Annotated in this window: 26 protein-coding genes, 1 tRNA gene and 1 pseudogene; 4 read left to right on the top strand and 24 right to left on the bottom strand. The window is 50.6% G+C overall.

Annotation, left to right across the window (positions count from 1 at the left end; genetic code table 11):
• Nucleotides 1-74: 74 nt before the first annotated feature.
• On the bottom strand, nucleotides 75-692 hold the full coding sequence (locus tag F3H12_RS07065; RefSeq protein ID WP_243133223.1) for a 2Fe-2S iron-sulfur cluster-binding protein: 618 nt from the start codon (nucleotides 690-692) through the stop codon (nucleotides 75-77).
• Between the two features lie 287 nt (nucleotides 693-979).
• Between F3H12_RS07065 and F3H12_RS13640 the strand changes: the two are divergent.
• Nucleotides 980-1,213, top strand: a pseudogene (locus F3H12_RS13640) (FxLYD domain-containing protein); the annotation flags it as partial.
• Nucleotides 1,214-1,294: 81 nt separating this feature from the next.
• On the opposite strand, the gene F3H12_RS07060 reads toward F3H12_RS13640, so the two are convergent.
• Nucleotides 1,295-2,659, bottom strand: a complete 1,365-nt coding sequence (locus F3H12_RS07060; RefSeq protein ID WP_149678636.1) for a TrpB-like pyridoxal phosphate-dependent enzyme — start codon at nucleotides 2,657-2,659, stop codon at nucleotides 1,295-1,297.
• Between the two features lie 192 nt (nucleotides 2,660-2,851).
• Between F3H12_RS07060 and F3H12_RS07055 the strand changes: the two genes are divergently transcribed.
• Together F3H12_RS07055 and F3H12_RS07050 are read left to right on the top strand one after the other, a co-directional pair.
• On the top strand, nucleotides 2,852-3,421 hold the full coding sequence (locus F3H12_RS07055; RefSeq protein ID WP_149678635.1) for a DUF6648 family protein: 570 nt from the start codon (nucleotides 2,852-2,854) through the stop codon (nucleotides 3,419-3,421).
• Between the two features lie 80 nt (nucleotides 3,422-3,501).
• Entirely contained in the window at nucleotides 3,502-3,798 is a 297-nt protein-coding gene (locus F3H12_RS07050) for a YmaF family protein (protein WP_149678634.1), read from the top strand.
• 71 nt (nucleotides 3,799-3,869) lie between these two features.
• Here F3H12_RS07050 and F3H12_RS07045 read toward each other — a convergent pair whose 3' ends face one another.
• The gene (locus F3H12_RS07045; RefSeq protein WP_149678633.1) at nucleotides 3,870-4,418 is read right to left on the bottom strand and encodes a DUF2812 domain-containing protein; all 549 of its coding nucleotides are present in this window, start codon (nucleotides 4,416-4,418) and stop codon (nucleotides 3,870-3,872) included.
• Nucleotides 4,415-4,672 (bottom strand): PadR family transcriptional regulator, encoded by a 258-nt coding sequence (locus tag F3H12_RS07040; protein WP_149678640.1) that lies wholly within the window; start codon nucleotides 4,670-4,672, stop codon nucleotides 4,415-4,417. The genes F3H12_RS07045 and F3H12_RS07040 overlap by 4 nt, the downstream gene beginning before the upstream one ends.
• A 459-nt stretch (nucleotides 4,673-5,131) precedes the next feature.
• Here F3H12_RS07040 and F3H12_RS07035 point away from each other — a divergent pair, with 459 nt between their 5' ends.
• Entirely contained in the window at nucleotides 5,132-5,371 is a 240-nt protein-coding gene (locus F3H12_RS07035) for a hypothetical protein (protein ID WP_149678632.1), read from the top strand.
• Nucleotides 5,372-5,461: 90 nt separating this feature from the next.
• On the opposite strand, the gene F3H12_RS07030 is transcribed toward F3H12_RS07035, so the two are convergent.
• From F3H12_RS07030 to fliP, 20 genes are all read right to left on the bottom strand, one after another.
• Nucleotides 5,462-5,549, bottom strand: a tRNA-Leu gene (locus F3H12_RS07030).
• 104 nt (nucleotides 5,550-5,653) lie between these two features.
• Nucleotides 5,654-6,052 (bottom strand): endolytic transglycosylase MltG, encoded by a 399-nt coding sequence (locus F3H12_RS13230; RefSeq protein ID WP_188118420.1) that lies wholly within the window; start codon nucleotides 6,050-6,052, stop codon nucleotides 5,654-5,656.
• A 34-nt stretch (nucleotides 6,053-6,086) separates the two neighbouring features.
• Complete coding sequence (locus tag F3H12_RS07020) at nucleotides 6,087-6,614, bottom strand: DUF6115 domain-containing protein (RefSeq protein ID WP_149678631.1); 528 nt, start codon at nucleotides 6,612-6,614, stop codon at nucleotides 6,087-6,089.
• Nucleotides 6,615-6,694: 80 nt separating this feature from the next.
• Nucleotides 6,695-7,039 (bottom strand): hypothetical protein, encoded by a 345-nt coding sequence (locus F3H12_RS07015; RefSeq protein WP_149678630.1) that lies wholly within the window; start codon nucleotides 7,037-7,039, stop codon nucleotides 6,695-6,697.
• Between the two features lie 18 nt (nucleotides 7,040-7,057).
• Complete coding sequence (locus F3H12_RS07010; RefSeq protein ID WP_149678629.1) at nucleotides 7,058-8,671, bottom strand: DUF342 domain-containing protein; 1,614 nt, start codon at nucleotides 8,669-8,671, stop codon at nucleotides 7,058-7,060.
• A gap of 14 nt (nucleotides 8,672-8,685) precedes the next feature.
• The gene (locus F3H12_RS07005) at nucleotides 8,686-9,462 is read right to left on the bottom strand and encodes a FliA/WhiG family RNA polymerase sigma factor (protein WP_149678628.1); all 777 of its coding nucleotides are present in this window, start codon (nucleotides 9,460-9,462) and stop codon (nucleotides 8,686-8,688) included.
• A gap of 70 nt (nucleotides 9,463-9,532) precedes the next feature.
• Nucleotides 9,533-9,910 carry a hypothetical protein gene (locus tag F3H12_RS07000; protein WP_149678627.1) on the bottom strand — a complete coding sequence of 126 codons (378 nt, stop codon included), beginning with the start codon at nucleotides 9,908-9,910 and terminating at the stop codon, nucleotides 9,533-9,535.
• A 12-nt stretch (nucleotides 9,911-9,922) separates the two neighbouring features.
• A complete protein-coding gene (locus tag F3H12_RS06995; RefSeq protein WP_149678626.1) occupies nucleotides 9,923-10,411 on the bottom strand; it encodes a chemotaxis protein CheD in 489 nt (162 codons plus the stop codon).
• Nucleotides 10,408-11,025 (bottom strand): chemotaxis protein CheC, encoded by a 618-nt coding sequence (locus tag F3H12_RS06990; protein ID WP_149678625.1) that lies wholly within the window; start codon nucleotides 11,023-11,025, stop codon nucleotides 10,408-10,410. Before F3H12_RS06990 ends, F3H12_RS06995 begins: the two co-directional genes overlap by 4 nt.
• Nucleotides 11,026-11,038: 13 nt before the next feature.
• The gene (locus tag F3H12_RS06985; RefSeq protein ID WP_149678624.1) at nucleotides 11,039-11,494 is read right to left on the bottom strand and encodes a chemotaxis protein CheW; all 456 of its coding nucleotides are present in this window, start codon (nucleotides 11,492-11,494) and stop codon (nucleotides 11,039-11,041) included.
• A gap of 68 nt (nucleotides 11,495-11,562) precedes the next feature.
• Nucleotides 11,563-13,671, bottom strand: coding sequence for a chemotaxis protein CheA (locus F3H12_RS06980; RefSeq protein WP_149678623.1), 2,109 nt, complete (start codon nucleotides 13,669-13,671; stop codon nucleotides 11,563-11,565).
• Complete coding sequence (locus F3H12_RS06975; protein WP_149678622.1) at nucleotides 13,671-14,738, bottom strand: protein-glutamate methylesterase/protein-glutamine glutaminase; 1,068 nt, start codon at nucleotides 14,736-14,738, stop codon at nucleotides 13,671-13,673. Before F3H12_RS06975 ends, F3H12_RS06980 begins: the two co-directional genes overlap by 1 nt.
• Nucleotides 14,735-15,412 (bottom strand): flagellar brake protein, encoded by a 678-nt coding sequence (locus F3H12_RS06970; RefSeq protein ID WP_149678621.1) that lies wholly within the window; start codon nucleotides 15,410-15,412, stop codon nucleotides 14,735-14,737. Before F3H12_RS06970 ends, F3H12_RS06975 begins: the two co-directional genes overlap by 4 nt.
• A 131-nt stretch (nucleotides 15,413-15,543) precedes the next feature.
• Nucleotides 15,544-16,437: a MinD/ParA family protein gene (locus tag F3H12_RS06965; RefSeq protein ID WP_149678620.1), complete on the bottom strand. Its 894-nt coding sequence runs from the start codon at nucleotides 16,435-16,437 to the stop codon at nucleotides 15,544-15,546.
• 30 nt (nucleotides 16,438-16,467) lie between these two features.
• The gene (flhF, locus tag F3H12_RS06960; RefSeq protein ID WP_149678619.1) at nucleotides 16,468-18,090 is read right to left on the bottom strand and encodes a flagellar biosynthesis GTPase FlhF; all 1,623 of its coding nucleotides are present in this window, start codon (nucleotides 18,088-18,090) and stop codon (nucleotides 16,468-16,470) included.
• A gap of 32 nt (nucleotides 18,091-18,122) precedes the next feature.
• Nucleotides 18,123-20,147, bottom strand: coding sequence for a flagellar biosynthesis protein FlhA (gene flhA / locus F3H12_RS06955; RefSeq protein ID WP_149678618.1), 2,025 nt, complete (start codon nucleotides 20,145-20,147; stop codon nucleotides 18,123-18,125).
• 149 nt (nucleotides 20,148-20,296) lie between these two features.
• A complete protein-coding gene (flhB, locus tag F3H12_RS06950) occupies nucleotides 20,297-21,445 on the bottom strand; it encodes a flagellar biosynthesis protein FlhB (protein ID WP_243133222.1) in 1,149 nt (382 codons plus the stop codon).
• A gap of 15 nt (nucleotides 21,446-21,460) precedes the next feature.
• Complete coding sequence (gene fliR / locus F3H12_RS06945; protein WP_243133221.1) at nucleotides 21,461-22,249, bottom strand: flagellar biosynthetic protein FliR; 789 nt, start codon at nucleotides 22,247-22,249, stop codon at nucleotides 21,461-21,463.
• A 19-nt stretch (nucleotides 22,250-22,268) separates the two neighbouring features.
• Nucleotides 22,269-22,538: a flagellar biosynthesis protein FliQ gene (gene fliQ / locus F3H12_RS06940; RefSeq protein WP_149678617.1), complete on the bottom strand. Its 270-nt coding sequence runs from the start codon at nucleotides 22,536-22,538 to the stop codon at nucleotides 22,269-22,271.
• Between the two features lie 52 nt (nucleotides 22,539-22,590).
• The gene (gene fliP, locus F3H12_RS06935) at nucleotides 22,591-23,358 is read right to left on the bottom strand and encodes a flagellar type III secretion system pore protein FliP (protein ID WP_149678616.1); all 768 of its coding nucleotides are present in this window, start codon (nucleotides 23,356-23,358) and stop codon (nucleotides 22,591-22,593) included.

Below are 23,358 nucleotides of genomic sequence, written 5' to 3'. Positions count from 1 at the left end.
CTTTTTCTTCCGGTGTAAAATTTCTTCTCTTTTCCATAGTTCCATTCTAACTTATTTTGGCCGTTTTGTCTGTCTTAATTTCTGGTATCATTATAATCCTTCTTTTTGGGCAGCCAGGGCTCCTCCTGGGCCATATCCCAGTCGGCAATGAAACGCTTGACATGATTGATGGCCACGGGAGAATCCACCAGGTTGCGGCGGCATTGCGCCTCGCAGGGATGTGGGCATACGCGTCCGCAGGTTACCGGGAAGGGGTTGCGATCCTTGATAACCTGGAGAGCGGCGCTGAAATTTCCGTTGGCGGCATGGCGCAGGTAAGCCTGGATATCAATATTGGCCGGACAGGTCATGACGCAGGGTGCAACACAGTCCGCATTGTGATCCGACAGGATCTGCTCCAGGCGGACTTTGCGGTAGCTCTTCAGCTTGGGGCTGTTGGTGGTGATAACCATACCCTCCTGGATAGGCGTCTGGCAAGCCTTCACATCTCTCTTGGCATCCCCCTCGCCTACCTCAACCACGCACAGTCCGCAGTTACCGTTTGAACGCTCAAGACGGATATCATAGCACAGGTGAGGAATATGTACATCCTCCTGAAGCAGGGCCTGAAGGATGGTCAGATTATCATAGACCTCCATCTCGCGGCCATTTACAATGACTTTGATCCGTTTGTTCTTTGTGATGGCTTTCATTGAAAACTCCTTCTGTCGTGTATTTTCAGCGATTGACAAAAAAATAACATACACTTTATCAATTATATCAGAAAAGTTGTTTTTGACCACTGCCAAAAGGTCATAAAATCGCGATTTTTGTAGAAAGTTTTTTGTCTATATTGATGCTGCTCAGATTATTCTTGCATGGAAGCAGTGATAAGCATAAGCGGCTGCTATGGGCCGCACATAACAAGCCAAAGGTACTGGTGAATTACTGCAATGGAGGAAGCGCAGACCTGAACCGTATCCGGTAATACTCACCCGTAATCCGTTCGGCTGCCACACCCGAACCACAAAAGGAGCGGAAACCAGATTTTGAGATTATTGGTGATCTTTCAGCTGAATATGATGGTTTTGCGCTTTATATAACCGGAACAATAAAAAACAACAAAGGCAGAACCCTTTCGTATGCCCAGGTTACCATCAATCTCTATGATGCAGACGGAAATCAAGTCGGCACAGCCCTGGATAATATAGCCAATTTTGAAAAGGACGGAACATGGAAATTTAGTCCCCATACCATGGCGCACAGTAAAATAACCCCGGCACCTTGTGTACCGGGGTCTTGTATATTACCGGAATCAGATTTTCGGCAGGGTCTTCAGCCCTTCGTTCAGAAGTTCATCCGGGTATTCGTAATCCTGCAGGTTGCCGGCCATGTATTCCTCATAGGCCGTCAGATCGAAGTTGCCATGCCCGGAGAGGCAGAACAGGATGCACTTGGATTCTCCGGTCTCTTTGCATTTCAGCGCTTCATCGATGGCCACCTTGATGGCATGGGCGGATTCGGGCGCCGGCAGGATCAGTTCTGTCCTGGCAAACTGGATGGCGGCCTTGAACACTTCGGTCTGATGCACGGCGCGGGCATCGATGAGCCCGTCCTTATAGGCCTTGCTCACCAGCACTGAATCCCCGTGGTAGCGGAGTCCACCCGCATGGATTCCCGGCGGAATGAAGCCGTGGCCGAGGGTGTACATCTCCATGATGGGCGTCATTTGGGCTACATCGCCGAAGTCATAGGCGAACTTACCCTTGGTCAGGGTGGGGCAGGCCGCCGGTTCCGCTGCGATGAGCTCTATTTTCTTCCCTTCCCGGATCTTGTCGTGCAGGAACGGGAAGGCGATACCTCCGAAATTGCTGCCGCCGCCGCAGCAGGCCACCACCACATCGGGATACTCGTCGATCTTCTCCATCTGCTTCCTGGCCTCAAGACCGATGATGGTCTGGTGCAGCAGAACATGGTTGAGTACGCTGCCCAGGGCATAGTTGGTATCATCGTGGGTGGCCGCATCCTCAACCGCTTCGCTGATGGCGATCCCCAAGCTTCCCAGGGAATTGGGATCCCGTTCCAGGATCTTTCTGCCGGCCTGTGTCAGCGGGCTGGGGCTGGGATTGACCGTCGCGCCATAGGCCTGCATGATGGCCTTCCTGTACGGCTTTTGCTGGTAACTCACCTTCACCATGTAAACCGTGCATTCCAGGCCGAACATCTGGGATGCAACCGACAGAGCCGTACCCCATTGTCCGGCTCCGGTCTCGGTAGCCAGGCGCTTGATGCCGGCCTTCTTGTTGTAATAGGCCTGAGGTATGGCCGTATTCAGCTTGTGGCTTCCCGACGGGTTGTTGCCTTCATACTTGTAATAAATGCGCGCCGGAGTATCCAGGAGTTTTTCCAGTCCATAGGCCCGGCAGAGGGGCGATGGACGGAATGAACGGTAAAGCTCCCTGACTTCTTCGGGGATGGGTATGTAGCGCTCGTCCGACATCTCCTGCTGGATGAGTTCCATCGGGAAAATGGCCAGCATATCGTCGGGCGTGACCGGCTTTTGTGTTGCCGGATTCAGATATGGGCTCAGGTTGGGCATGTCCGCCCGGAAATTGTACCAGCATTCGGGAAGTTCCCGCTCTTCCAGGTAAACCCTGTAGGGCACATGTTTCTTACTCATCATCCTTTTCTCCTCTCATCCGTTACTCGGCTGAATTATCAATATTTTAACATGGCCTTCCTTTCAGCGTCAAACCGCCCGAAGCGCATGCCGGCCACAATTCAGCCATATGGCAATAATCCCCCGCCGGCGGGTCCTTTACTTTTTCTCCAAACTCATTTATGATTTGACATACAGGCGGTGGAATGCTCTATGAACAAGTTCGATAAGTTCTTAAGGCACAGGCAGAGCCTTTTAATGCAATACAAGATGGGCGACATGACCAAAAACGAATTCATCGAGGAAAACTATTATTATGTGGAAAGCCTCGGGATACAGCCTTTCACGCGGGTCGACAATGTCAAGAAAGCGATCTACAACTACCATTACCATAATATCCATGCGAAATACTGGCAGCGCATAGCCAATGACCCCCGGAACACCGAGAAGGAACGCCAGGCCTATTACGCCAAATCCAACAGCCATTACAGGGAAAAAGACAGGGCCACCCTTCAGCTGCTCCGTCTTATCGATTACAACGGCGTGGAAGCCTATTATGTCAGCGTGAAATCTTCCGTGCTCAAGGGAAAGCTCATCGAGATCGTCATCCACAACCCGGATGTACTGATGGAGATCAATGTTCCCGACAGCACCTATGAACAGGATTTGCTGATCCTCCATACCAAGAACCCGGGGATTGCGGAGGATCTCCGGAAGAATGGCGTGCTCAGGGAAGACAAGCGCAAATCCCTGGCTGACAGCTATATCAACCAGAAGTATTAGCATCGGACAAACGCTTTCAAGAACGCCCTCAGCCCGGGGACATAATATGTAATAGATCAAGGCATAAAGGAGAGGGCGCTATGATTTACAACCACAACTGGGATGTGTGCCCGGATTGGGTCAGGTTTTCACCCCGGAAGGAAAAGTCCAGGAAGGTTCCCATCCTGGATAACGAAAAGAAGGATGAGGAAGCGAAAGACACCAAGTGCCCCGTTGAGGTGACGGGAGAAGCAATACCGCTCCCCAACGGCAGCCACATCCACAAGATATGCATCCGTTCCGATGCTTTGGGGCGCTTTGAAGAGATCAAAACCGGGCCGGCCATCCCCATCGGTCGCGGGCAGCACATCCACCTGGTAAAAAGAAAGCCTGATTGACAGGCTTTACAGGCTTCTTTGCGATGATGACCGGTTGCCCGGTCTTTTCTCTATTATAAAAATGTCATTCCTCATTCCCTCAGCAAGCGTTCTTTTTTCAGCCTTCTATAGGTCAGGCGTGTTTTTACAAGCCCCATCGTGATGCATGCCAGGATCAGGATATCCAGCACAATCAACGGCATAAGGGCCGGTAAAACGCCTTTATGAGTCAGACATTGGTAAATCTGCGACGCAATGAATATCAGGACACAGGGAAGCAACACCCAAAGCAGCCAGCTAATCCTTTTGAAATGGTCAATGCGCGCATCCAAATCGGAGGAAAGATCGAAAGCGCCGTCTGCCCTTTTTTTCCGAAAGTAAACCCAGTTCATCAAAGATCCGATATGTTCCACGCCGGTTTCCTCCAGAAACCGGATGTAAGCAACGCTTTCGGGATGGCTTGGCCTGTACTTCAGCCATTCCACGTGATACTGGTATTCCCCCGGTGTACCTTCTTCAAAAACATAACTGCAAATGCTAACCCCTTGCAGGTTCATGCCTTTGGAAGCCATCTCGTTGAGCCATCGTTCCTCTTTCTCGAAGTCCCATACAAAAAATAGCCTGCGGGCCGTCAACCTCATATTCCCTTACCTCCCGTGATCCTTTCACCGTTTTCTACCAGTTCCCTGAGCCGGATGACTTCACGCTCAACAGCTTCTTTACCCTTTTCCGTGATAAGATACTCTTTCTTCCTGCTGTTGCTTTCACCGGGAAGCGCCCTGATCCATCCCTTCTCGAGCAGCGTGCTGATGGCACCATACAGGGTACCCGCCGCCAGCCTGACCCTTTCTTTGCTCATCTGCTCAACCTTTTGCATGATGCCGTATCCGTGCATGGGCTCATACAGGGATAGCAGGATATAGTAAACGGCCTCTGTCAACGCGATGTTCTCAGACACATTGTACCGCCTTCCGTTATATCATCTTACGTTATATCGTTACACGATATATTATATCGGCAGCCGATAGTATTGTCAATATCCCATGAAAAAGCCGCTCAGTAACGCAAGAGCTGCCAGCATAAAGCCAAACCCATATAAGCCCGGAAGGCTGAGTGACAGTATCACCACAACGATGATTCACAATAATTTACCGCTAACTGCTGACTACTAAGCAGGTTATGCATTTTCGTATAATTCTTGACAGTACCAATCTTGACGGTACATCCTTAATCTAAAAACGAACAATCTGAAAGAATAAGCATCTCATTTGACATGAAAAAGAAGGCTGTCGCAAAATTCTCACCACTATAAATATATAAGACGATTAGTGGTATTTTTTAATGATGTGGACCTTTGGCTATAAAATCAGTTTCCCCAGCTCCACACATGCAAAATCTTATTGAAACCTTGGGGTTAGAAACAAAAGCTCATTATTTAACATTGAAAGGAAGAGGATTATCAAACATATTTGATATTTCGGGAATTTCCGGAAGAGAATTATATAATCAGCTTTTTGGACTTCATTGGGATTTAAGTTTTACGCCTATAAGCAATGGAAGGACAAGACAATTGAATGCTTTGAAAAACGGTTGATAAAGTAAAACTCTTTGATGCACCGTCATCTTTGTTTTGAAAGTGAATATCAAAAGGCAGATGACCAAATAGGATCATCTGCCTGTATTTTGGTGCCGAAGGCGGGACTTGAACCCGCACATGTTCATCACATAACGGATTTTGAGTCCGTCGCGTCTGCCAATTCCACCACTTCGGCACGGCATATCGCTTTATCATATTAGCACAAACAGAGCTTTAAATCAAGAATCTGTTGTCTCCATCACCCTGGAATGAGCAAAGCAAACGACCGAATCCGAACTCCTACTGACCGGTTATTTTTTGAATGATGGCGCTGGTATCTTCCTTGTAATCGATTCGGTATTGCCCGGGCCTGATGGCATCCTGGAGATTGCCTTTCCTGACCATGATCTCAAACTCAATGGAACTGCCGATGATGCCTGCGTTGTAGAGGCGTTCGGCAATTTGCGACGCGCTTTCGCCCTCGCTGATGGTTAAGGTAACGCTGCCGTCCTGATTCCTTATGATGCCACCGGCAGCATCAAATCGATCCACCATCCCCAACTGCCTTGCCCGGCTGATAATTTCTCCGTCCGAAAGCTGGGGCTGGTATCCGAGGAAAAAAATATAGCCAAGAATGGACGCAATAATAATGCCGATGCCCATTCCCAACAGAACACTCTTGCCATCAATCAGCTTCACGATGTTTCTTCCTTTTCCGGGAGCTCCTTAATGTTTACTTGCCTATTTTGGCAATCAATTCGATTTCGCCCTTGCCCATATTGAGAAGTCTGGCAATTTCACCGCTGTCCATGCCGCTTCTTGAAAGCTTGACAATCTCATGGCGCTTGTCATCCAGCGGTATAACCTTTTTCTTGCTGAACAAACGGGAACGGAGACTGGATTCGGTATACGCTTCATCCTTTGACTCTTGCGGGGATGTCTCTTCAAACTTTTCAGAGAGGGTTTCAGACTCTGCTCCGCTTAAGCTTCTCAAGGTTTCTATCCGGCGATCCGCTTCCTCGAGAAGCTTTGTCAGCAGGCTGTTCCTTTCCTCCAGCCTGGAGACTGCATAATCCGAAAACTTGTTCATCTCCTTGATGAGAACCTCTGCATCCTTTATGACTTCAATCAGGCTGTTCTCCATTTCTGCCGCATCCTGACGATAATCGTGTATGCGCTTCTTCTCAGCCAGCAAAAGGATGATGGCGAACAATACAATGCCGCACCCTGCCAAGGTAATGCATCCAAAGAATACTGTCATACTTTCACCCTCTTATCGTCTGTGGATTAAACGTTTGCTTTATCTGACGCATCCTGCCAAACCGGCTAAGCATGTCCAAATTACAAGCGGATGTCAATATGTCTTTCCTCGGGCACGGCAAGCTTCTTATTGATCCGGTAAGTGCCCTTCAGGCGCTCCTTCTTTTCCTCGCGTTCTTCGTTATCCTTGCTCTGGTTCTGCTTTTTTCCGCCGCTGTTTCGTTCTTTTTCCTTGTCTGTGATGACTACCTTATTGGCCTGATCCTGCGCATGAACCGACTTGGTGTTTTGTTCCGCCTGCCTGACAGCTGCCTCAGCCTGTTGCACTTCATTGCCTATGATCTTTTGCTGCTGCCCGTTCTGGATGCGGGCAACCTCATTTACCCTTGACATAATGGGCTGAAAGTCAACCGGTCCAATGGCCATGCGATCCCTCCTTGGCCCTTACAGCGCGCCAAAACGTATATCCGCACCATCACTGTATAAAGTGCAGTATTTTGCCTCTTCTTTAATATATAACATCGCATTGCCAATGACAACCCTGACGCCGGGATATACGCTGCCATAGACCTTAATCTTGCCGGTGGCTCCCTGCTGAAGCCTCTCCTCGATTTCGGCCATTTCTTTTTTATACTCCATCAGCTTGTTCTCGTGGTAGAACCTGGACCTGGTGCTCTTTGCCAGGAGTTCGCGCTTTTCCGGGGTTAGATCTCCCGTGGCGGCCTTGATCTTGTTTAATACCGCAATGGCCTGATTAGCCTTTGAGAGCCCTTCCTCCATCTTGACGATTTCGGCCTTCAGGAACTTCAGCCGCTCCCTCAGGTGCGGGTCAAACCCGACCTCCACAACGGTCTGGGTAAACATCTGGTTACCCAGGAACTTTACTTCCACATACTTGCCCACCCTGGCCGTTCCGCCTACCAGGAGTCCCTTTCTGCCGCCGAGGATAATGCTGTTGCCGCATTTGACATCACAGTGCATGACGGCCTCGGCCTTCAGGTCTCCGCCTACCTCTATCTTGCAGTTTTCAACAAACTTGGCGATAATGTCCCCTCCGGCCAGCAATTCTCCTTTTCCGCCGCCAACCATGCCCCGTTTGAGGATAATGTTCCCGGCAGCACGCAACCTGGCGCCTTCCACGACGCCGTTCACCTCAATGTCGCCGCCGGCTTCAATCTCGAATCCGGAAAGGACATTGCCGCGCACCACAACATTACCGATAAACCGGATATTTCCTGTTGAGTTGTCCACATCTGCGGGAACCTCATAGACGGAAAAGACGTTAATCTTGCCGTCCACTATCTTGAGCTGGCCGTCTATTTCTGCGAATAATGCAGTACCTTCGGGATTAAGATAGACACCCCGGCCCCTGGGAACCACGGCCGGCTTTCCGTCCAAAGCCTTCACTTCGGCTCCTGTCACGGTCATGCCGCTTTTTCCGGGCGTGGGCGGTATGATTTCCACCAGTTTCTGGTCCTTGGTGATGTTCTCTATCAGATTCAGATCTTTATAGTTGACGGTGCCGTCCTCCAGGATGATGGGCTTCCGATCCTTCTCCATATCAAACAGATAACGGAGCGAACCATTCTTCCCATTCTCGGGAGGAATCCCTTCCGCAACAAGGACCGGCACATTATATACGGGATTGCTGACAAACTCCCTGATTTTTTTCTCATTGATGCATGCGACAATACCCTTGTCTTGCAGTGCCCTGACAATCATTTCGAAGGTAGGTGCATTGCCGCCTCCCTCCGGCGGGGACACCTGGATAAAGGCCTGCATTTTATCATCGGAAGTATAGGCATCAACAAATGCATCCATGCGGGCTTCTTCCTGGGCTTCGGCAATTTTCACAGGTGTACCGTCGCGGCGCTTGACTGCATCTGTAATGACATTCGCACGATATCCCTTGATCCCTTTTCTTGCAACATGGTTCAGGACATCGTTCTCATCGATCTTACTGAGTAAGCCAACAGGAGGATAGACCGTAAGATAGACACCATCTTCACGATAGGTTATCTCATAGCTCTTGTTCTGGTGAATACCTCCATCCATCATTTCATGATTCTCCTCTACTCCAGAATTGCGCTTTTCAATCGCTCAAGCCTGCTCCGCATGCGCATAATCGCCTTGGTGTGTAACTGTGAGATTCTGGATTCGGAAACCTTCATGATGCAGCTAATTTCCTTCAATGTTAGCTCCTCATAATAGTATAAGGTTACTACCATTCTCTCTTTTTCAGGCAGTTTCTCAATTGCTTCTGCCAGTATTTCTCTGAGCTCCACAACCTCCATTCTCTGTTCCGGTCTAGTAGCTTCCCAGTCCATGGTCAGCCCGTCAATTCCGGCCTCATGGTTCTGGTCAAGGTAATCCTCAAGCGAGATCATCTGGGACATGTTGACTTCCTGAAGCAGCTTGTTGAGTTCTTCGGTTGTAATGCCCATATATTTTGCGATTTCCTGATCGTTCGCCGAATGTCCCAGGCGGTTTTCAACCTCAAAATACGCTTTTTCCAGTTCCTTGCCCTTTTTGCGCAGGGACCTGGGAGCCCAGTCCAGATCACGGATGCTGTCAATTATGGCTCCTCGTATGCGCAGCGACGCATAGGTCTCAAACTTCACTTTTTTATCTATATCGAACTTTTCTATCGCATCGATTAGACCAAAAACGCCATACCCCACCAAATCTTCGTAATCCACATTGGATCCGAAGTTGATGCTCAGGCGACCGGCCACATATTTGATCAAGTCTGCATATTCGAGAATGAGCTGTTCCTTCAGGGCCGGGTCTCTCGTTTCCTTATATTTTCTCCAGAGTTCCTGTTGTCTTTGGGAACCAGATGTGGACATTGATTACCTCCATCTTCGGCACGGACTATGTCCGTTAACCTATCTTTTGTTTTCCAGGGTGATTCTATCCCTATTGCAACTCCCGCTTGATGAACTCTGCGATGGGCAGCGCCTCAAAGTCGTCGTCCTCCAGTATACTGTCGTCCCCGATAGCCAGGTCTATCCGGGAACCGGGAGAATCCTCCTTTTTAATCTGTTCCTTCATTCTCTCCAATTCCTCTGCAAGCTTCTTTTCCTCTTCCTTTTTCCTCATGACCGCTTTTACTTTGTCAATGGTATCCTTTACTGTGGACCGTACCAGGATGCCCACCAGGTAAAAGATGACCATTCCCACGCACATATTCAGCACATTATCCTTATTGGGAACTCCTGTTGTCAGGCCGATCAGACCGATGAGCAAGCCGGCGCCGGTTCCCAGGAGCAACGGTATCTTCCGCACATATTCCATACCCGGATTCACCTACAAATATTTGATTCCAAAACCAATGGTCTTCACCTTCAGCGTTCCATCCTCGGATGAAAGCTCGATGGTTCTTCCATAATTCCCCCCCGTGTCCTCGGCGACCAGCGGTATGTTCAGACTGGCGAGGACGGCTCTGGATGCCTCCGCGTTCCTTTGCCCAATCTTCATGGTCTCATTCTGGGTGGCAAAGGCAAACATCTGGGCACCACCAGCTATCTTGGCCACGATATTCCGGATATCGGATCCGATCCTGACCATCTCCTGCACCAAATCCTGGATCCCGGTATCCGCAAACTTGGCACGGTTCATTCCGGCCGTAGCGATGGATGAACTGGGCAGCATGATATGGACCAGTCCGATATTTTTTGTTCTGCTGTCATATAAAGCAATACCAATGCAGGAACCCAATCCAAGCGTTGTCAATATTGCAGGATGTCGCGCCACTTTCAGTTCGGCCATGCCCACCTTGATTAATTCTGCCATCAACCGACTCCTAACGCCTCTAATAGCTTTCCGTAAGATAAATCGTCCGGAATCAGGAACAGGTCTCCAATGACACTGTCCCGGCCATCTGTGAATACATTCTCAATATACAGTACGGTGTCCGAGTTTTTCCCAAATTCAATGGCAGGGACGCTCAGTATCGCTCCTGCCATATCGATGGCCAGTGCCGGAACATCGGGCATCAGTTTCAGGTTGGTCATATTGGATAAGGCCGACAAATAGGATCCTGCAAGAATATTCCCAATCTCTTTCAATGCCGAACAGGTCAGTTCATCATAGTCCAAGTCGGACTCCACCGGCTTGCCCATCAGGATATTGACAAGCAACCGGGAGGAAGGATAGTCCAGAATAAACATCATGCTGCCGCTGATATCCCCGTGGATCTGCAGGAGTATTCCCTCGACGGGGGTCTCAGCGCCACCCAGCACATCGCTGACTTCACTGAACTTCATAATCCGTATCTGCGGCACCCTCATGTCGATCTTCTTGTCAAGCAGCTTGGCCAGAGCAGTAGCCGCATTACCGGCTCCAATGTTTCCTATCTCCCTCAATACGTCGAGGTGAAAGCTATTGAGTTCACTAATAGCATCCGCCATTCACTAATACTCCTTACTCCCTCTCGGTTAATTCGGTGATAAGCTTTTCAATATTGAGCACGGTAATCAGACGTTGTCCGATCCTGCCAATCCCCACCACATAGTCCAGGGTGCGGTCATTGGTGATGCTGGTAACGCTTTCCAGTTCCTCTTCGGTAAAGTCCACAACCTCAGCCACCGAATCGACGATGACGCCCAGCGTGATATCGTTGAACTTCAGCATGATGATCCGGGTATCATCATCCGGCTCCTTGGATGGCAGCCCGAACTTGATCCGCAGATCCATCACCGGGATGATCTCGCCTCTGAGGTTGACCACTCCCTTGATATAGGCCGGCGTGGTGGGAACCCTTGTAATATTCATGTATTTTTCAATAATCGAGACCTTGTGGATGTCCACACCGAATTCCTGCTGGTCTATCTGGAATACCACATACTGCCTGCGTTCTTTGCCTAAAGCCTTTGCCACAGAATCAAGCCCCCTTAATCACATGGAATATGGCACGCGGTCTGTCTGTTCCAACCGAACCAGACCACTCATACGGCAATGGAATTGCTGTCCACAATGAGGGCCACATTGCCGTCTCCAAGAATGGTTGCCCCGGCGATGCACTTAATGCCCTGCATGATCTTCCCAAGCGACTTGATGACGATTTCCTGCTGACCAATAAGGCTGTCCACACTGAAGGCTGAAAGCTTGTCCCCCTTCTTGACGATAACAACCGTCAGATACTTCTTCTTCTCGTCAGGAATGGCGTCCTTGACCTCAAGCACCTCATTCAGCCTGACCAGCGGGATAACCATGTCCCTCAGCATGATCACTTCGCGGTTGCGCACCATCTTTACGTCGCTGAATTTGATATTGTCAATCTCCCTGATGGAGCTGAGGGGCAGAGCATATTTTTCTGAACCTATCTTCACCAGGAGGGCCTGGATGATGGCCAGCGTCAGAGGCAGCCTGATGATGAATTTGCTGCCGTAGCCCATGCGCGTTTCGACCTCAACCGTTCCGCCCAGGGCTTCAATCTTGGTTTTTACCACATCCAGTCCGACACCCCTGCCGGAAAGATCGGTGATCTTGTCCGCTGTGCTGAAGTTAGGTTTGAACAGGTAATCGATAACCTCTTTTTCGGAGAGGGTCTCGACAATATCAGGGGTTTCCAGGCCTTTCTCGAGGATCTTCTTCCTGACCTTGCCAACATCAATACCCCTGCCGTCATCCTCCACTTCGATGACAACGTTGTTGCCATCCTGATAGGCCCGGAGATAAATGCTCCCGACCGGAGGTTTGTTGAGCCTTTTTCTTTCTTCACGCGTTTCTATGCCGTGATCGGCAGAATTCCTGAGGATATGTATGAGCGGATCGCCGATTTCATCAATGACGGTCCTGTCAAGCTCGGTTTCCTCACCGGACATCTTCAGTTCGATATCCTTGTCCAGCTCCCTGGCGATATCCCGAATCATCCTGGGGAATCGGTTGAAAACTGCTTCAACGGGTACCATTCTGACCTTCATCACCGCATCATGAAGGTTGGTGGTCACTCTCTCCAGATACTCGATGGACTCGCTCCAGGCGTTGCTGTCCTTGGCATTGATCTGATTATCCAGACCATTCTTGATGATGATCAGCTCGCTGACCAGGTTCATCAGCACATCCAGCCTGTCGATATCCACCCTGACGGTCTTTCCGGCTTTTTGCGCCTTTTTGATGGTTTCTTGCGCGGTCTGGGCAGCAACGCCTTCCGCTTCAGGCCTGGACGCGCCGCCGGTCTTCTCTGCGGTTTCCTGGATTTCCTCCGCACTCACCCCAATCATCTCGGCGGTAACGGGCAGAATATGGACACCGGCTATCTCTGCCACGGAATTGATCTCGCGCTCGAAGAGCTCCTGGTCATTGGATGTGACAACCACTACCGTAAACTCAAAATCAAACTTTTCGTCTTCTATGTCCTCTACCTTGGGAACCGATTTGATAATTTCGGAATTCTTCTCAAGAATCTGGAATACAATGAAAGCCCTTGCCGACTTCAGCAAGCATCCCTTGTCGAACTCCACGTGGATCTGGAACACGTTCATTCCGGCTTCCAGAGCCTTCCTGATGACGTTGATATCATATTGATTCAGCTCAACCAGGCCTATCTCGGAGCCTGCCGCAGCCTCCGCTTCAGCCTGTGCGACTTCCACCTCTTTGCTCTCCTTCTCGTCGGAAGGTTTGCTTTTGGCTTTCCTGCCTGAACTCTTGGCCGATTTCGTCGGGAGGCCGCCCTTCTTCAGAATGTCCGCAAGGGCATCAACAATCCCTTTATTCTCCTCATTGCCCTCGTCGCCTGTTGAGACGATTGTATTGACATAGTTCTCAAGAGCGTCCAGGCATTTAAAGAGGATATCAACCATATCGGAGTTTGCGGATATCCGGTCATTCCGCAACGCATCCAGAACATCTTCCATGTGATGGGTGAGCCTTTGCATGCGGGTAAATCCCATGGTTCCCGACATGCCCTTCAGGGTGTGGGCTACGCGGAATATCTCATTGAGAACCCCTTTGTCCGCCGGATCCTTTTCAAGTTCCAACAGGGAGGAGTTCAGGCTTTGCAGATGCTCCCGCGACTCTTCAACGAATATGTCAAGATACTGATTCATGTCCATTACTGGCGCACCCCCATGTATTTCAAAATTCTGTTGGGTATCTCCATCAACGGCGCTATATCATCTACAACCCCCGACTCAATAGCGACCTTAGGCATGCCAAAAACAATGCTTGTACTCTCATCCTGGGCAATGACATACGGTTTCTTCTTTTTTCTCAGTTCAATCAGGCCTTTGGTTCCGTCGCTGCCCATGCCGGTCATAATGACCGCAATAACATTTTCTATGTCCGAATCCGCAACCGAACGCATCATCACATCCACGCTCGGCCTGAAACCTCCCAGGGGAGGCTGGTCGGAGAGCACGATCCTTGTCTTTCCTCCCTCCGATTTCAGCGTGAGATGATGGCTTCCGGGAGCGATATATACATTGCCTGCCTTAAGCAGTTCATTATCAGCGGCTTCCTTAACCGTCAGGCTGCTGATCTCATTAAGCCTGTTGGCAAGGGATTTGGTAAATCCCTCGGGCATGTGCTGCACCACGATGACGGCAGCAGGTATGTCTGCCGGGAACATGGGCATAATACTGCTCAATGCCCTGGGCCCGCCGGTTGAGATCCCTATGGCAATCAGGTATTTCAGATCATTGGCCTTTCCGTCCTGCTCTCCGATTCCCGAAACCACTTTCCCCAGGGTTTTGGCTTCCTTCCTTCCCTTTTTCCTGCTCTGGTAGGCCATCCGTATCTTTTCCGCCAGTTCGGCACGGATCTCTTCCGACGGCATGCTGAATATATTGTCAGGCTTTGTTACAAAATCAAATGCACCAAGCTCAAGCGCCCTGATAGTGGCGGATGCCCCTTCCCTGGTATGGCTGCTGACTACGATAACGGCATAGTCATCCTGCTTCTGGAGATTTTCCAGGGCCGTAAGGCCGTCCATGACCGGCATCTCAATATCCAGCGTTATCACGTCAGGATTGAGTTCCCTGGCTTTTTTCAAGGCATCAAGCCCATCTCTCGCCGAGCCAACCACATCCATTTCCGGGTTCGTTTCAATCATGTTGTGAATGACACGTCTCATGAATGCAGAATCATCCACTATCAGCACCCTGATTCTGTCATCTGTCATTTGGTCCAGCCCCTTTTCAGTAATTTACGCTGCTCCTCATAAATGAAGCTGATAACGCGTTCCCTGTTCATATTGGTGATATCCGTGTACTCAACGCCGATCTCATAGTTATATCGGCCTCCTTCACGAATATCGATCACGCGGACAACCCGGCCAATAAACGGTATATCACGGTTCAGGCGGAGAATCCCCTCCACTTGCCAGCCGATCTCAGGTTTTACATCTGCCCAGAAGCAAATTCCGCCGCCGCTGATGTCCTTCGTTACGCCTTTCCTGAAGACGCCGCGTTCCTCTTCCTGAGTATCCCCGTCGGCAAACAGCCTGTATTCTACATCTCTTACGCAGCTGAAGCGGAAGAAGTAACGCCTCTGTATTTTTTCTTCCTCTGTCAGCGGCCGTATTCTCAGATAATGTATATTCCCTTCCAGCTTTCGCTCAATCGCCTCCGATGCAAATTTGTACACTTCGCCATCCTTTTGGTAAATCACTACCATGCGCGTGCCTCTGCGCACCGGGAAGATCCTTCCTTCCAGAAGGGGTGACAGTATCTCCATGCTGTCATCAGGCAGAACGGCCTCAAATTGGCTGATGAGAGTGGGTACCATCTTGTTGCCATTTGCATCGTATAACTCCAGTTCCAGCTTGGTGCCCAGAGTTAGCTTTGTTTTCAACATCGTCCTACCTCGTTACCTTTAGTTTAGCATAATATCCTGATGCTTCAAACTAAATTCTGCTGTTTTCGGCCTTATCAGCCGTTTTTCGACAATGCGTCCTTCCGCTTTTATTTCCCGCCTTTCCTGCAGCGCTATGCGCCGAAGAACGATAAAACCCTTTGGATGAAGCCCTTGGCTCCCAGCTCCACTTCCGCGCCCTTGCTGTCATACATCAGCGCCTCTGCCAGCGCAAACACATTCCTTGCGGCCTGGCTCCTCGGGTAGCTGAGACAGAAAGGTTTCTGCTGCTTCACTGATTTGATGATGATTTCATCATATAATATATACCCAAGTTTATTGAGCTTTAATGACAAAAATTTCTCAGAAACGACGGTCAGCTTTTTCGCAACTTCCTCCGCTTCGCGAACGGTTTCGGCCTTATTCACCAAAACCCGGATAACCTTCCTCCGGTCCCGTCTGGATACCATTTTGACAAGGGCATAGGCATCGGTGATGGAAGTGGGCTCCGGGGTAGTTACCAGGATGATCTCATCGGCGGCCATGATAAAACTCATGACATTCTGCGACAACCCGGCCCCCGTATCGATGAGAATAACATCGTAAAGCTTGTCCAGAAGGGAGATATTGCTCACGAACTTGCGAAGTTTCCTCCTGTCCAGGCTAATCAGTTCCTCGACGCCTGAACCGCCGGAAAGGAATTTGATGTTGTTGGGTCCGTCGGTAAGAACTTCAAAGATGCTCTTTTCTTCGCGAATGAGATCCAGCAGGGTATACTTGGGCGTGATTCCGAACAGCAGATCAATATTGGCCAGGCCGAAATCCACGTCCAGAATGACCACCCTCAATCCCAGCCTGCTCAGGGCAATGGCAAGATTGACCGTGATGTTGGTCTTTCCCACGCCTCCCTTACCGCTGGTCACTGTTATCACACGGGCTCTTTTCTCCGGTTTCAGGCTCCCTGTTGCATATGGCCCGCCGTTTAAGTCAACTACCAATTTCCGCAGCTTTTCCGCCTGATCGCTCATGACTACCTCCACCTACGAGGTTTGGCTCCCTCATTGGATTTTTCCGGAGCCCAGAAGGTTGGCGACAATAGCCCGGGGATTCGCCACATTCAAATCATCAGGAACACTCTGACCTGCAGTGGTATAGGACAGAGGCCTGCCGGTCAGGTAACGGGCATTGACAATCACCCCTGGAGCCGGAGCTTCATCCAGTTTTGTAAACAGCAGTTTATAATCCTTGATGAAAGAGTAGTATTTAAGAATCTCGTTCATGGCATGCTTGCTGGTGTTGGCGCTGACCACCAGATAGGCTTCATCCGCTTCCGCAGAATTGACCAGCGCTTTCAGTTCGTCAAAATGACTCTTGTTCCGGTGGCTTCTGCCGGCCGTGTCAATCAGGATCAGATCCTTGTCCGCAAACATTTTGATCGCCTCTTTGACCTCGCTGGGGGAATAGACGACCAAAAAGGGAATGTTCAGGATCTCCGAATAGGTCTTGAGCTGCTCCACTGCAGCGATACGATAGGTATCGGCCGTGATGAGCCCAACCTTTTTCTGCTTGTTCAGCGTGAAATCGGCTGCGATCTTGGCAAGGGTTGTGGTCTTGCCGACCCCTGTGGGACCCACGAAGATGACAACCTGGGGGCGACCGTCGGATCGCAGCTGGATGGTTTCGGGCTCGCCCAGAAGGAACGTCATGATGTTTGCCGCATGGGCCAGCGCCATCTCGGGATTATCGGCATGACCGCCGCGCTCCCTGAGCTTGTCCATGATCTTGTCGATCAGTTTGCTGTCCAGTTCCATTTCGGTAAGGGTTTTTCTGACAGCGGCAAGGCTGTCATGGGCAGAAGATGCTGACGTTACCGTTGTTTCGCCGCCAAATCCCGCACGGACTGGCTGGCTCTTTTCCCGAACAGTATGGTAAATCTGCTCCAGCAGAGTTTCCATGCTCTTTACCTTGGTCTCCAGTTCAGAAAGCCTCGTATTCTCGGCCGGATGGATACCGGAAAGCCCGGCCCCGGCAGGTGTTACGTTAACAGGCTGGAACGGCTGGAACTGTGCCTGGGGTTGAGGATGAGCCTGCGGCTGAGCCTGAGAGTGAAGCTGGGCCTGAACCTGAGCCTGGAGCTGTGGTTGGGTTTGTGCGTGAGGCTGAGACTGAGACTGAGATTGAGGCTGTGGCTGGTGCTGCATCTGGGACGGCATATGGGACTGCGTCTGGTGATGGGTTTGGTAAGGATTGGTCTGGGTATAATGCTTCTGCGGTTCCTGCTGTGAAGGATACGGATACTGGGGTTGCGGCTGGGGCTGTACCATAGCCTGGGGTTTTGGCACTGCCTGATAATTATCCTGCGGCTGATAAGGCGCCTGTTCCCTCCCATAGGCAGGAGCCTGGGAGAATGCGCCGGCCGCACGCTCAGGCTGATAAGTGTTCTCATAATAGCGGCTGCCATTGACACCCGTTGCCGATGCATTCCATGCCGGCGCTCTGGGCTTGGCATAATCATCATCGATAGCCGCCACGACTTCGATCAGGGGCTTCGTAAACAGTCCAATAAGCCCCTTTCTTCTTACCTTGCGGCTGTTCATGATCACCGCTTCATTTCCCAGGTCCATTTTGACCTTCAGCAAAGCTTCCTGCATGTTTTTACAGGTATATCTGCGAATCTTCATATCTTCCTCCGGTACCTGTCATAACTGCCTGTTTATACGCTTACCATGCCCACTGAGCTGATTTCCAGAGTCGGATCCAGTTCATTGTAGGATAATACCACCAATCCGGGCAGGCTGTGCTCGGTCAGTCGTTTGAAATAGAAACGCACCACCGGCGATGCCAGTATAATGGGAAGCTTTCCGGCCTGCACGAGTTTCTCGGTCATTGCTGCCGCCTGGTTGACAATTCTATTGCTCAGGGCAGGATCCATGGCAATATAGGAACCTGCCTCCGTTTTCTGAACAGAATCCATGATAAGCTGTTCCAGTTTGGGATCAAGTGTGATGACCTCAGCATTGTTCTGCTGGATATAGGTTCGGGATATGGCACGCCCGAGGGCCTGCCGCACATACTCGGTGAGCATGTCGGTATCCCTTGTGATGGGTGCATAATCGGCCAGGGTTTCCAGGATGGTAACCATATCGCGTATGGAGACGCCTTCCCGCAGCAGATTGCTGAGTACCTTCTGGATCTCTCCAAGAGACATGACCTTGGGTATCAGTTCGTCCACCACCGCAGGATATGTGGCCTTGACATTGTCCACCAGAGTCTGGACATCCTGGCGGCTCAGGAGCTCATGGATATGGCGCTTGATGACTTCGGTCATATGCGTTGCCACAATGGACGGCGGATCCACCACCGTATAGCCCAGCATTTCCGCACGGTCTCGCTGGCTCTCATGAATCCATACGGCCGCAAGGCCGAAAGCCGGTTCATGGGTGGGTATGCCCTCGATTTCCTCCTCGGCGGTGCCCGGATTCATGGCCATCAGGTGATCCAGCATGAGTTCACCCGAAGCCACTTCAACCCCTTTAATCTTGATAACGTACTGGTTGGGGCTCAACTGGATATTATCACGCAGGTGGATGATGGGGACGATAACGCCCAGCTCCAGGGCCAACTGGCGCCTGATCATGACCACGCGGTCCAGAAGGTCGCCGCCCTGATTCTTGTCCGCCAGGGGGATGATGGCATAACCGAACTCCAGCTCTATGGGGTCAACCTGGAGCAGGGAGACCACATTCTCGGGTTTTCGGATCTCTTCTACCTCCTGCTCCTCTATCTTCTGCTCTTCCTGCTTGGACTCCACCCTCTTGCGCTTTTCCAGCTGCACGCCCAGGTAAACCAAAAGGCCTGCCACAAGCAACAGGGACCACTGCCAGAGGATGGGCATAAGAACAACGCAGGCAGCTGCTGCTATGTACATCACCCTGGAACTGTTGAAGATCTGCCTGATCAGATCTTCGCCAAGGTTGCTGTCGGCGGCTGCCCTGGTAACGATAATACCCGTGGCGATAGAAATCAGCAGGGATGGAATCTGATTGACAAGGCCATCACCGATGGTGAGGATGGTATAGGTCTCAAGGACTTCCTCGAAGCTTTTCCCCTGTCTGACCATACCCATGATGATACCGCCCAGGATGTTGATGGCCGTTGCAATAATGCCGAAGATAGCGTCGTTCTTGACAAACTTGGTGGCACCATCCATGGCGCCGTAGAAGTCGGCCTCACGCTGTACCCGTTTTCTTCTTTCCTTGGCCTCCTGTTCATTGATAAGGCCCGAGTTCAGATCAGCGTCGATGGCCATCTGCTTACCCGGCATGGCATCCAGGGTAAATCTTGCAGCTACTTCGGAGACTCTTTCCGCACCCTTTGTGATGACCAGGAACTGGACGATCATGATGATCAGGAATATGATGAATCCCACAATCAGGTCATTTCCACCCACAAAGCGGCCAAAGCTGCGGATAACCTCGCCGGCCTCACCCTTACCCACAATCAGGCGCGTGGAGATGATGTTGAGGGACAGGCGATACAGTGTCGTGAACAGCAGCATGGTCGGGAAAGCAGACATGGACAGTGCATCCGGGGCATAGATGGCGTTGATCAGAATCAACAGGGAAAGGGTGATGTTGACGACGAGCAGGACGTCCAGAAGAACCGGGGGAATGGGAACAATGATAAAAAGCACTATGAAGACTACAAATACCGCAACAAGCATACTTTTATTCTTCATCCTGCTTTCCCTCCAGTATCTCCGAATCTTTTGTAGTTCTGCCCCATGTCGAAGCTGCGAAAATCCTTTCTGTCGAAACAGGTATTCTTATATCTTATATTTGTATTTTATCTGAATTGGGGGTCCAATACAATACTTTGCCCCCGCGGTCAATGGGCCGTCTGCGGATTTTTCCCCTGCAGGTTGTAAACAAAGGCCAGGACCTCGGCAACCGCCTTGTACAGCTCGGGCGGTATGACTTCCCCGATATCCACCGTGTGGTAAAGCGCCTGGGCAAGCGGCTTGTTTTCAACAATTTCCACCTTGCTCTCCCGGGCGATCTCCTTGATCCGCTGCGCCATGAAATCAGCCCCCTTGGCGATCACATAAGGTGCGGGCTTCTTCTGGGGTTCATACTTGATGGCCACGGCAAAATGGGTCGGGTTGGTGATCACCACGTCTGCCTTTGGAACATCCTTCAGCATCCGCCTCATGGAAATCTCGCGCTGTTTCTGCTTGATCTTGGAGCGGACCTCGGGATTTCCTTCAAGCTGTTTGTACTCTTCCTTGACTTCCTGTTTGGTCATTCGGATATCCTTTTCGTATCTGCGCCACTGGAAGAAATAATCCACCGCCGATATCGCCATCAGCGCCAGGCATATCTTTATCCCGATACCCACAGCGGAATCCAGGATATACATGACGATCGGCCCCATTTCCAGGGCCATCAGCTTGGTGAAGTTCAGGAATTCAGCCTTTATGGATGACCATGCCACCCATGCGATGATGATCACCTTGGCGATGGATTTCACAAGCTCAAACAGCGAACGGGCAGAAAAAAGCCTTTTCAGGCCCTTGAGCGGACTGATATTGGAGAACTTGGGCTTGATGGGTTCCAGGGTAAACAAAAAGCCTATCTGGACATAGGAACCCAGTATACCCACCACAACGGCAATGATGAAGAACGGCGCGGCCATCTTGGCAATCTCTATGGCGGCAAAGGTCAAAACCCGCATGATCTCATTGGGATCGGACAGGTTATAGGCCGCCGACTCGGACATGAAAAAATTGAATACGATTTTCATTTCCCTGTAGAGATAATTTCCAAGCACCCTGAATGAAAGGAAGACGATGAGGAGGATGAAGTTGGCGGTAACCTCCCGGCTTTGCATAACCTGGCCCTTTTTGCGCAGGTCCTGTCTTTTTTTAGGAGTCGCCTTCTCGGTCTTTCCGCTGCTATCAGCAAAAAGCTGAAGGTTGATTGCGGTAAGCCCCCTGTGTTCAGTTCGCTTGCAGACCGGAAAAGGTCTCAGGTCCAAGGCTTTCCCTCCCTTTCAGGTGCCGCCTGCGTTCCGCAGGAAATCGTAAATGTTCCGGTAAGTGCCTTCCAGGATGACATTCACCATGCCCTTAAACGCCGCCAGAGTGATCAGGATAACGATAAAACCGATGATGATCTTCAGCGGCATTCCCAGCATGAAGACGTTCATCTGTGGCATGGCCTTTGCGATGATGCCAAGGGCCACATCGGCAATCAGAATGGCGGCTGTGATGGGCGCCGCAATTTTAAAGCCTATGATCAGCGTCTGGTAGAACATTTCCACCAGCTGGCGAACCACGCCCCCGCTGAACTGGGCGCCTCCCGGGGGCAAAACATCATAGCTGTCGGCGACCGCCTTGATGAGCAAATGGTGAGAGTCGGTGACAAGCATGAAGAGCGTGGCCAATATGGCATAAAAATCGGCCGTGATGGGAATCTGGACATTGGTCAGCGGGTCGAAAACATTGACCATGCCAAAGCCTATCTGGGTGTCGATCATGTGCCCGGCCACATAGATGGCAGCGAAAAACATGTATGAAATAAAACCCATGGTTACGCCCACCAGGAACTCTTTTCCGATTAAAAACACATAGGACGCCAGGGACGTATAGGGCGTCAGATCAGGAATCCTGACCGAGTTGGCGATAACGATGGTCATGATAAGGCAGAACCCCGCCTTGAAATAATTCGGGATATTCCTTCTGCCAAAAATGGGCGATAAGAAAAACATGCCCGAAACGCGGACAAGCACGAGAAGAAAGACATTCCACAGGTTGAAAATCCCATCCAGGGGTATGGTCATTCCCAATCACATCCAATAGCTACATGCCGATGAACTTCAGCATGCCGTCAAACATACGCAGGGCAAATTCCTTCATCTGGGTCAGTATCCAGGCTCCCAATACCAGCAGGGCCACAAGCATGGCAATGATCTTGGGAACAAAGTGAAGGGATTGCTCCTGGATTTGCGTGGTGGCCTGAAAAATGCTCACCGCAAGCCCGACAATCAACCCGATAAGCAGTACGGGCACCGATATCTTCAGGATGGTCATCATGGCATCCCGCGACATATCCAGTAAGAATTGCTCCATATGCGCTCCTTTCCGGGCATTTCACACGGTCTTATATCACAAATCATCCGCTTTAGCGCGCGAAGGATTTGATAATGGTCTCTGTCAGGAGGTTCCATCCGTCCACCAGCAGGAACAGGAGTATTTTAAACGGCATGGAAATCATGGACGGTGGAAGCATCATCATACCCATGGCCATCAGGGTGCTGGCCACCACCATATCGATGACCAGAAAGGGTATGTACAGCATGAAGCCTATGCGGAAAGCGGTGTTCAGCTCGCTGATCATGAACGCCGGCACGACGACTGTCAGTGGCAGATCCATCAGGTTTCCCGCCGGCTCTATCCTTGCAATCCCGGCAAAGAGGGCCAGGTCCTTCTCCCTGGTGAAATCCAGCATAAAGTCCTTTACGGCATAGGAAGTTCTGTCAATGGCCTCCTCCAGCGTTATCTCGTTCCTGGAAAAAGGCTCAAGAGCATTCTGGTTGATATCTGCAAAAACCGGGGTCATAATGAAAAAGGTCAGAAAAAGCGCCAGGCCGATAATCACCTGGTTCGGGGGAATCTGCTGCGTTCCCATGGAGTTTCTCAGAAAAGAAAACACGATGACAATCCTTGTAAAGGAAGTCATCATGATGAGAATGGACGGCAGCAGCGTCAATACCGTCAAAAGCAAAAGCAGCTTGATGCTGTTGGAAATCTCCTGGGGATCATCGGTTGACTGGATGGTAATACCATTGTCAGATATAGAAATGCCCGGAGCGGCATAGGTTTCCGAGCTGAAAAGGTTCAGGAACAGAATGGCAAGAATCAAGATAATCCACAGCTTTTTCTTTTGCAT

The sequence above is a fragment of the Thermoclostridium caenicola genome (assembly GCF_900142095.1).
GTDB lineage: Bacteria > Bacillota > Clostridia > DSM-8532 > DSM-8532 > Thermoclostridium_A > Thermoclostridium_A caenicola.
This window is presented reverse-complemented; position numbering and strand designations above follow the sequence as displayed.

What these genes read in the sequence shown, in the direction of transcription:
- F3H12_RS07065 (WP_243133223.1), bottom strand. Translation starts at nt 692, where the DNA reads ATGAAAGCCATCACAAAGAACAAACGGATCAAAGTCATTGTAAATGGC.
- F3H12_RS07060 (WP_149678636.1), bottom strand. Translation starts at nt 2,659, where the DNA reads ATGAGTAAGAAACATGTGCCCTACAGGGTTTACCTGGAAGAGCGGGAA.
- F3H12_RS07055 (WP_149678635.1), top strand. Translation starts at nt 2,852, where the DNA reads ATGAACAAGTTCGATAAGTTCTTAAGGCACAGGCAGAGCCTTTTAATG.
- F3H12_RS07050 (WP_149678634.1), top strand. Translation starts at nt 3,502, where the DNA reads ATGATTTACAACCACAACTGGGATGTGTGCCCGGATTGGGTCAGGTTT.
- F3H12_RS07045 (WP_149678633.1), bottom strand. Translation starts at nt 4,418, where the DNA reads ATGAGGTTGACGGCCCGCAGGCTATTTTTTGTATGGGACTTCGAGAAA.
- F3H12_RS07040 (WP_149678640.1), bottom strand. Translation starts at nt 4,672, where the DNA reads ATGCACGGATACGGCATCATGCAAAAGGTTGAGCAGATGAGCAAAGAA.
- F3H12_RS07020 (WP_149678631.1), bottom strand. Translation starts at nt 6,614, where the DNA reads ATGACAGTATTCTTTGGATGCATTACCTTGGCAGGGTGCGGCATTGTA.
- F3H12_RS07015 (WP_149678630.1), bottom strand. Translation starts at nt 7,039, where the DNA reads ATGGCCATTGGACCGGTTGACTTTCAGCCCATTATGTCAAGGGTAAAT.
- F3H12_RS07010 (WP_149678629.1), bottom strand. Translation starts at nt 8,671, where the DNA reads ATGATGGATGGAGGTATTCACCAGAACAAGAGCTATGAGATAACCTAT.
- F3H12_RS07005 (WP_149678628.1), bottom strand. Translation starts at nt 9,462, where the DNA reads ATGTCCACATCTGGTTCCCAAAGACAACAGGAACTCTGGAGAAAATAT.
- F3H12_RS07000 (WP_149678627.1), bottom strand. Translation starts at nt 9,910, where the DNA reads ATGGAATATGTGCGGAAGATACCGTTGCTCCTGGGAACCGGCGCCGGC.
- F3H12_RS06990 (WP_149678625.1), bottom strand. Translation starts at nt 11,025, where the DNA reads ATGGCGGATGCTATTAGTGAACTCAATAGCTTTCACCTCGACGTATTG.
- F3H12_RS06980 (WP_149678623.1), bottom strand. Translation starts at nt 13,671, where the DNA reads ATGGACATGAATCAGTATCTTGACATATTCGTTGAAGAGTCGCGGGAG.
- F3H12_RS06975 (WP_149678622.1), bottom strand. Translation starts at nt 14,738, where the DNA reads ATGACAGATGACAGAATCAGGGTGCTGATAGTGGATGATTCTGCATTC.
- F3H12_RS06970 (WP_149678621.1), bottom strand. Translation starts at nt 15,412, where the DNA reads ATGTTGAAAACAAAGCTAACTCTGGGCACCAAGCTGGAACTGGAGTTA.
- F3H12_RS06965 (WP_149678620.1), bottom strand. Translation starts at nt 16,437, where the DNA reads ATGAGCGATCAGGCGGAAAAGCTGCGGAAATTGGTAGTTGACTTAAAC.
- flhF (WP_149678619.1), bottom strand. Translation starts at nt 18,090, where the DNA reads ATGAAGATTCGCAGATATACCTGTAAAAACATGCAGGAAGCTTTGCTG.
- flhA (WP_149678618.1), bottom strand. Translation starts at nt 20,147, where the DNA reads ATGAAGAATAAAAGTATGCTTGTTGCGGTATTTGTAGTCTTCATAGTG.
- fliR (WP_243133221.1), bottom strand. Translation starts at nt 22,249, where the DNA reads ATGACCATACCCCTGGATGGGATTTTCAACCTGTGGAATGTCTTTCTT.
- fliQ (WP_149678617.1), bottom strand. Translation starts at nt 22,538, where the DNA reads ATGGAGCAATTCTTACTGGATATGTCGCGGGATGCCATGATGACCATC.
- fliP (WP_149678616.1), bottom strand. Translation starts at nt 23,358, where the DNA reads ATGCAAAAGAAAAAGCTGTGGATTATCTTGATTCTTGCCATTCTGTTC.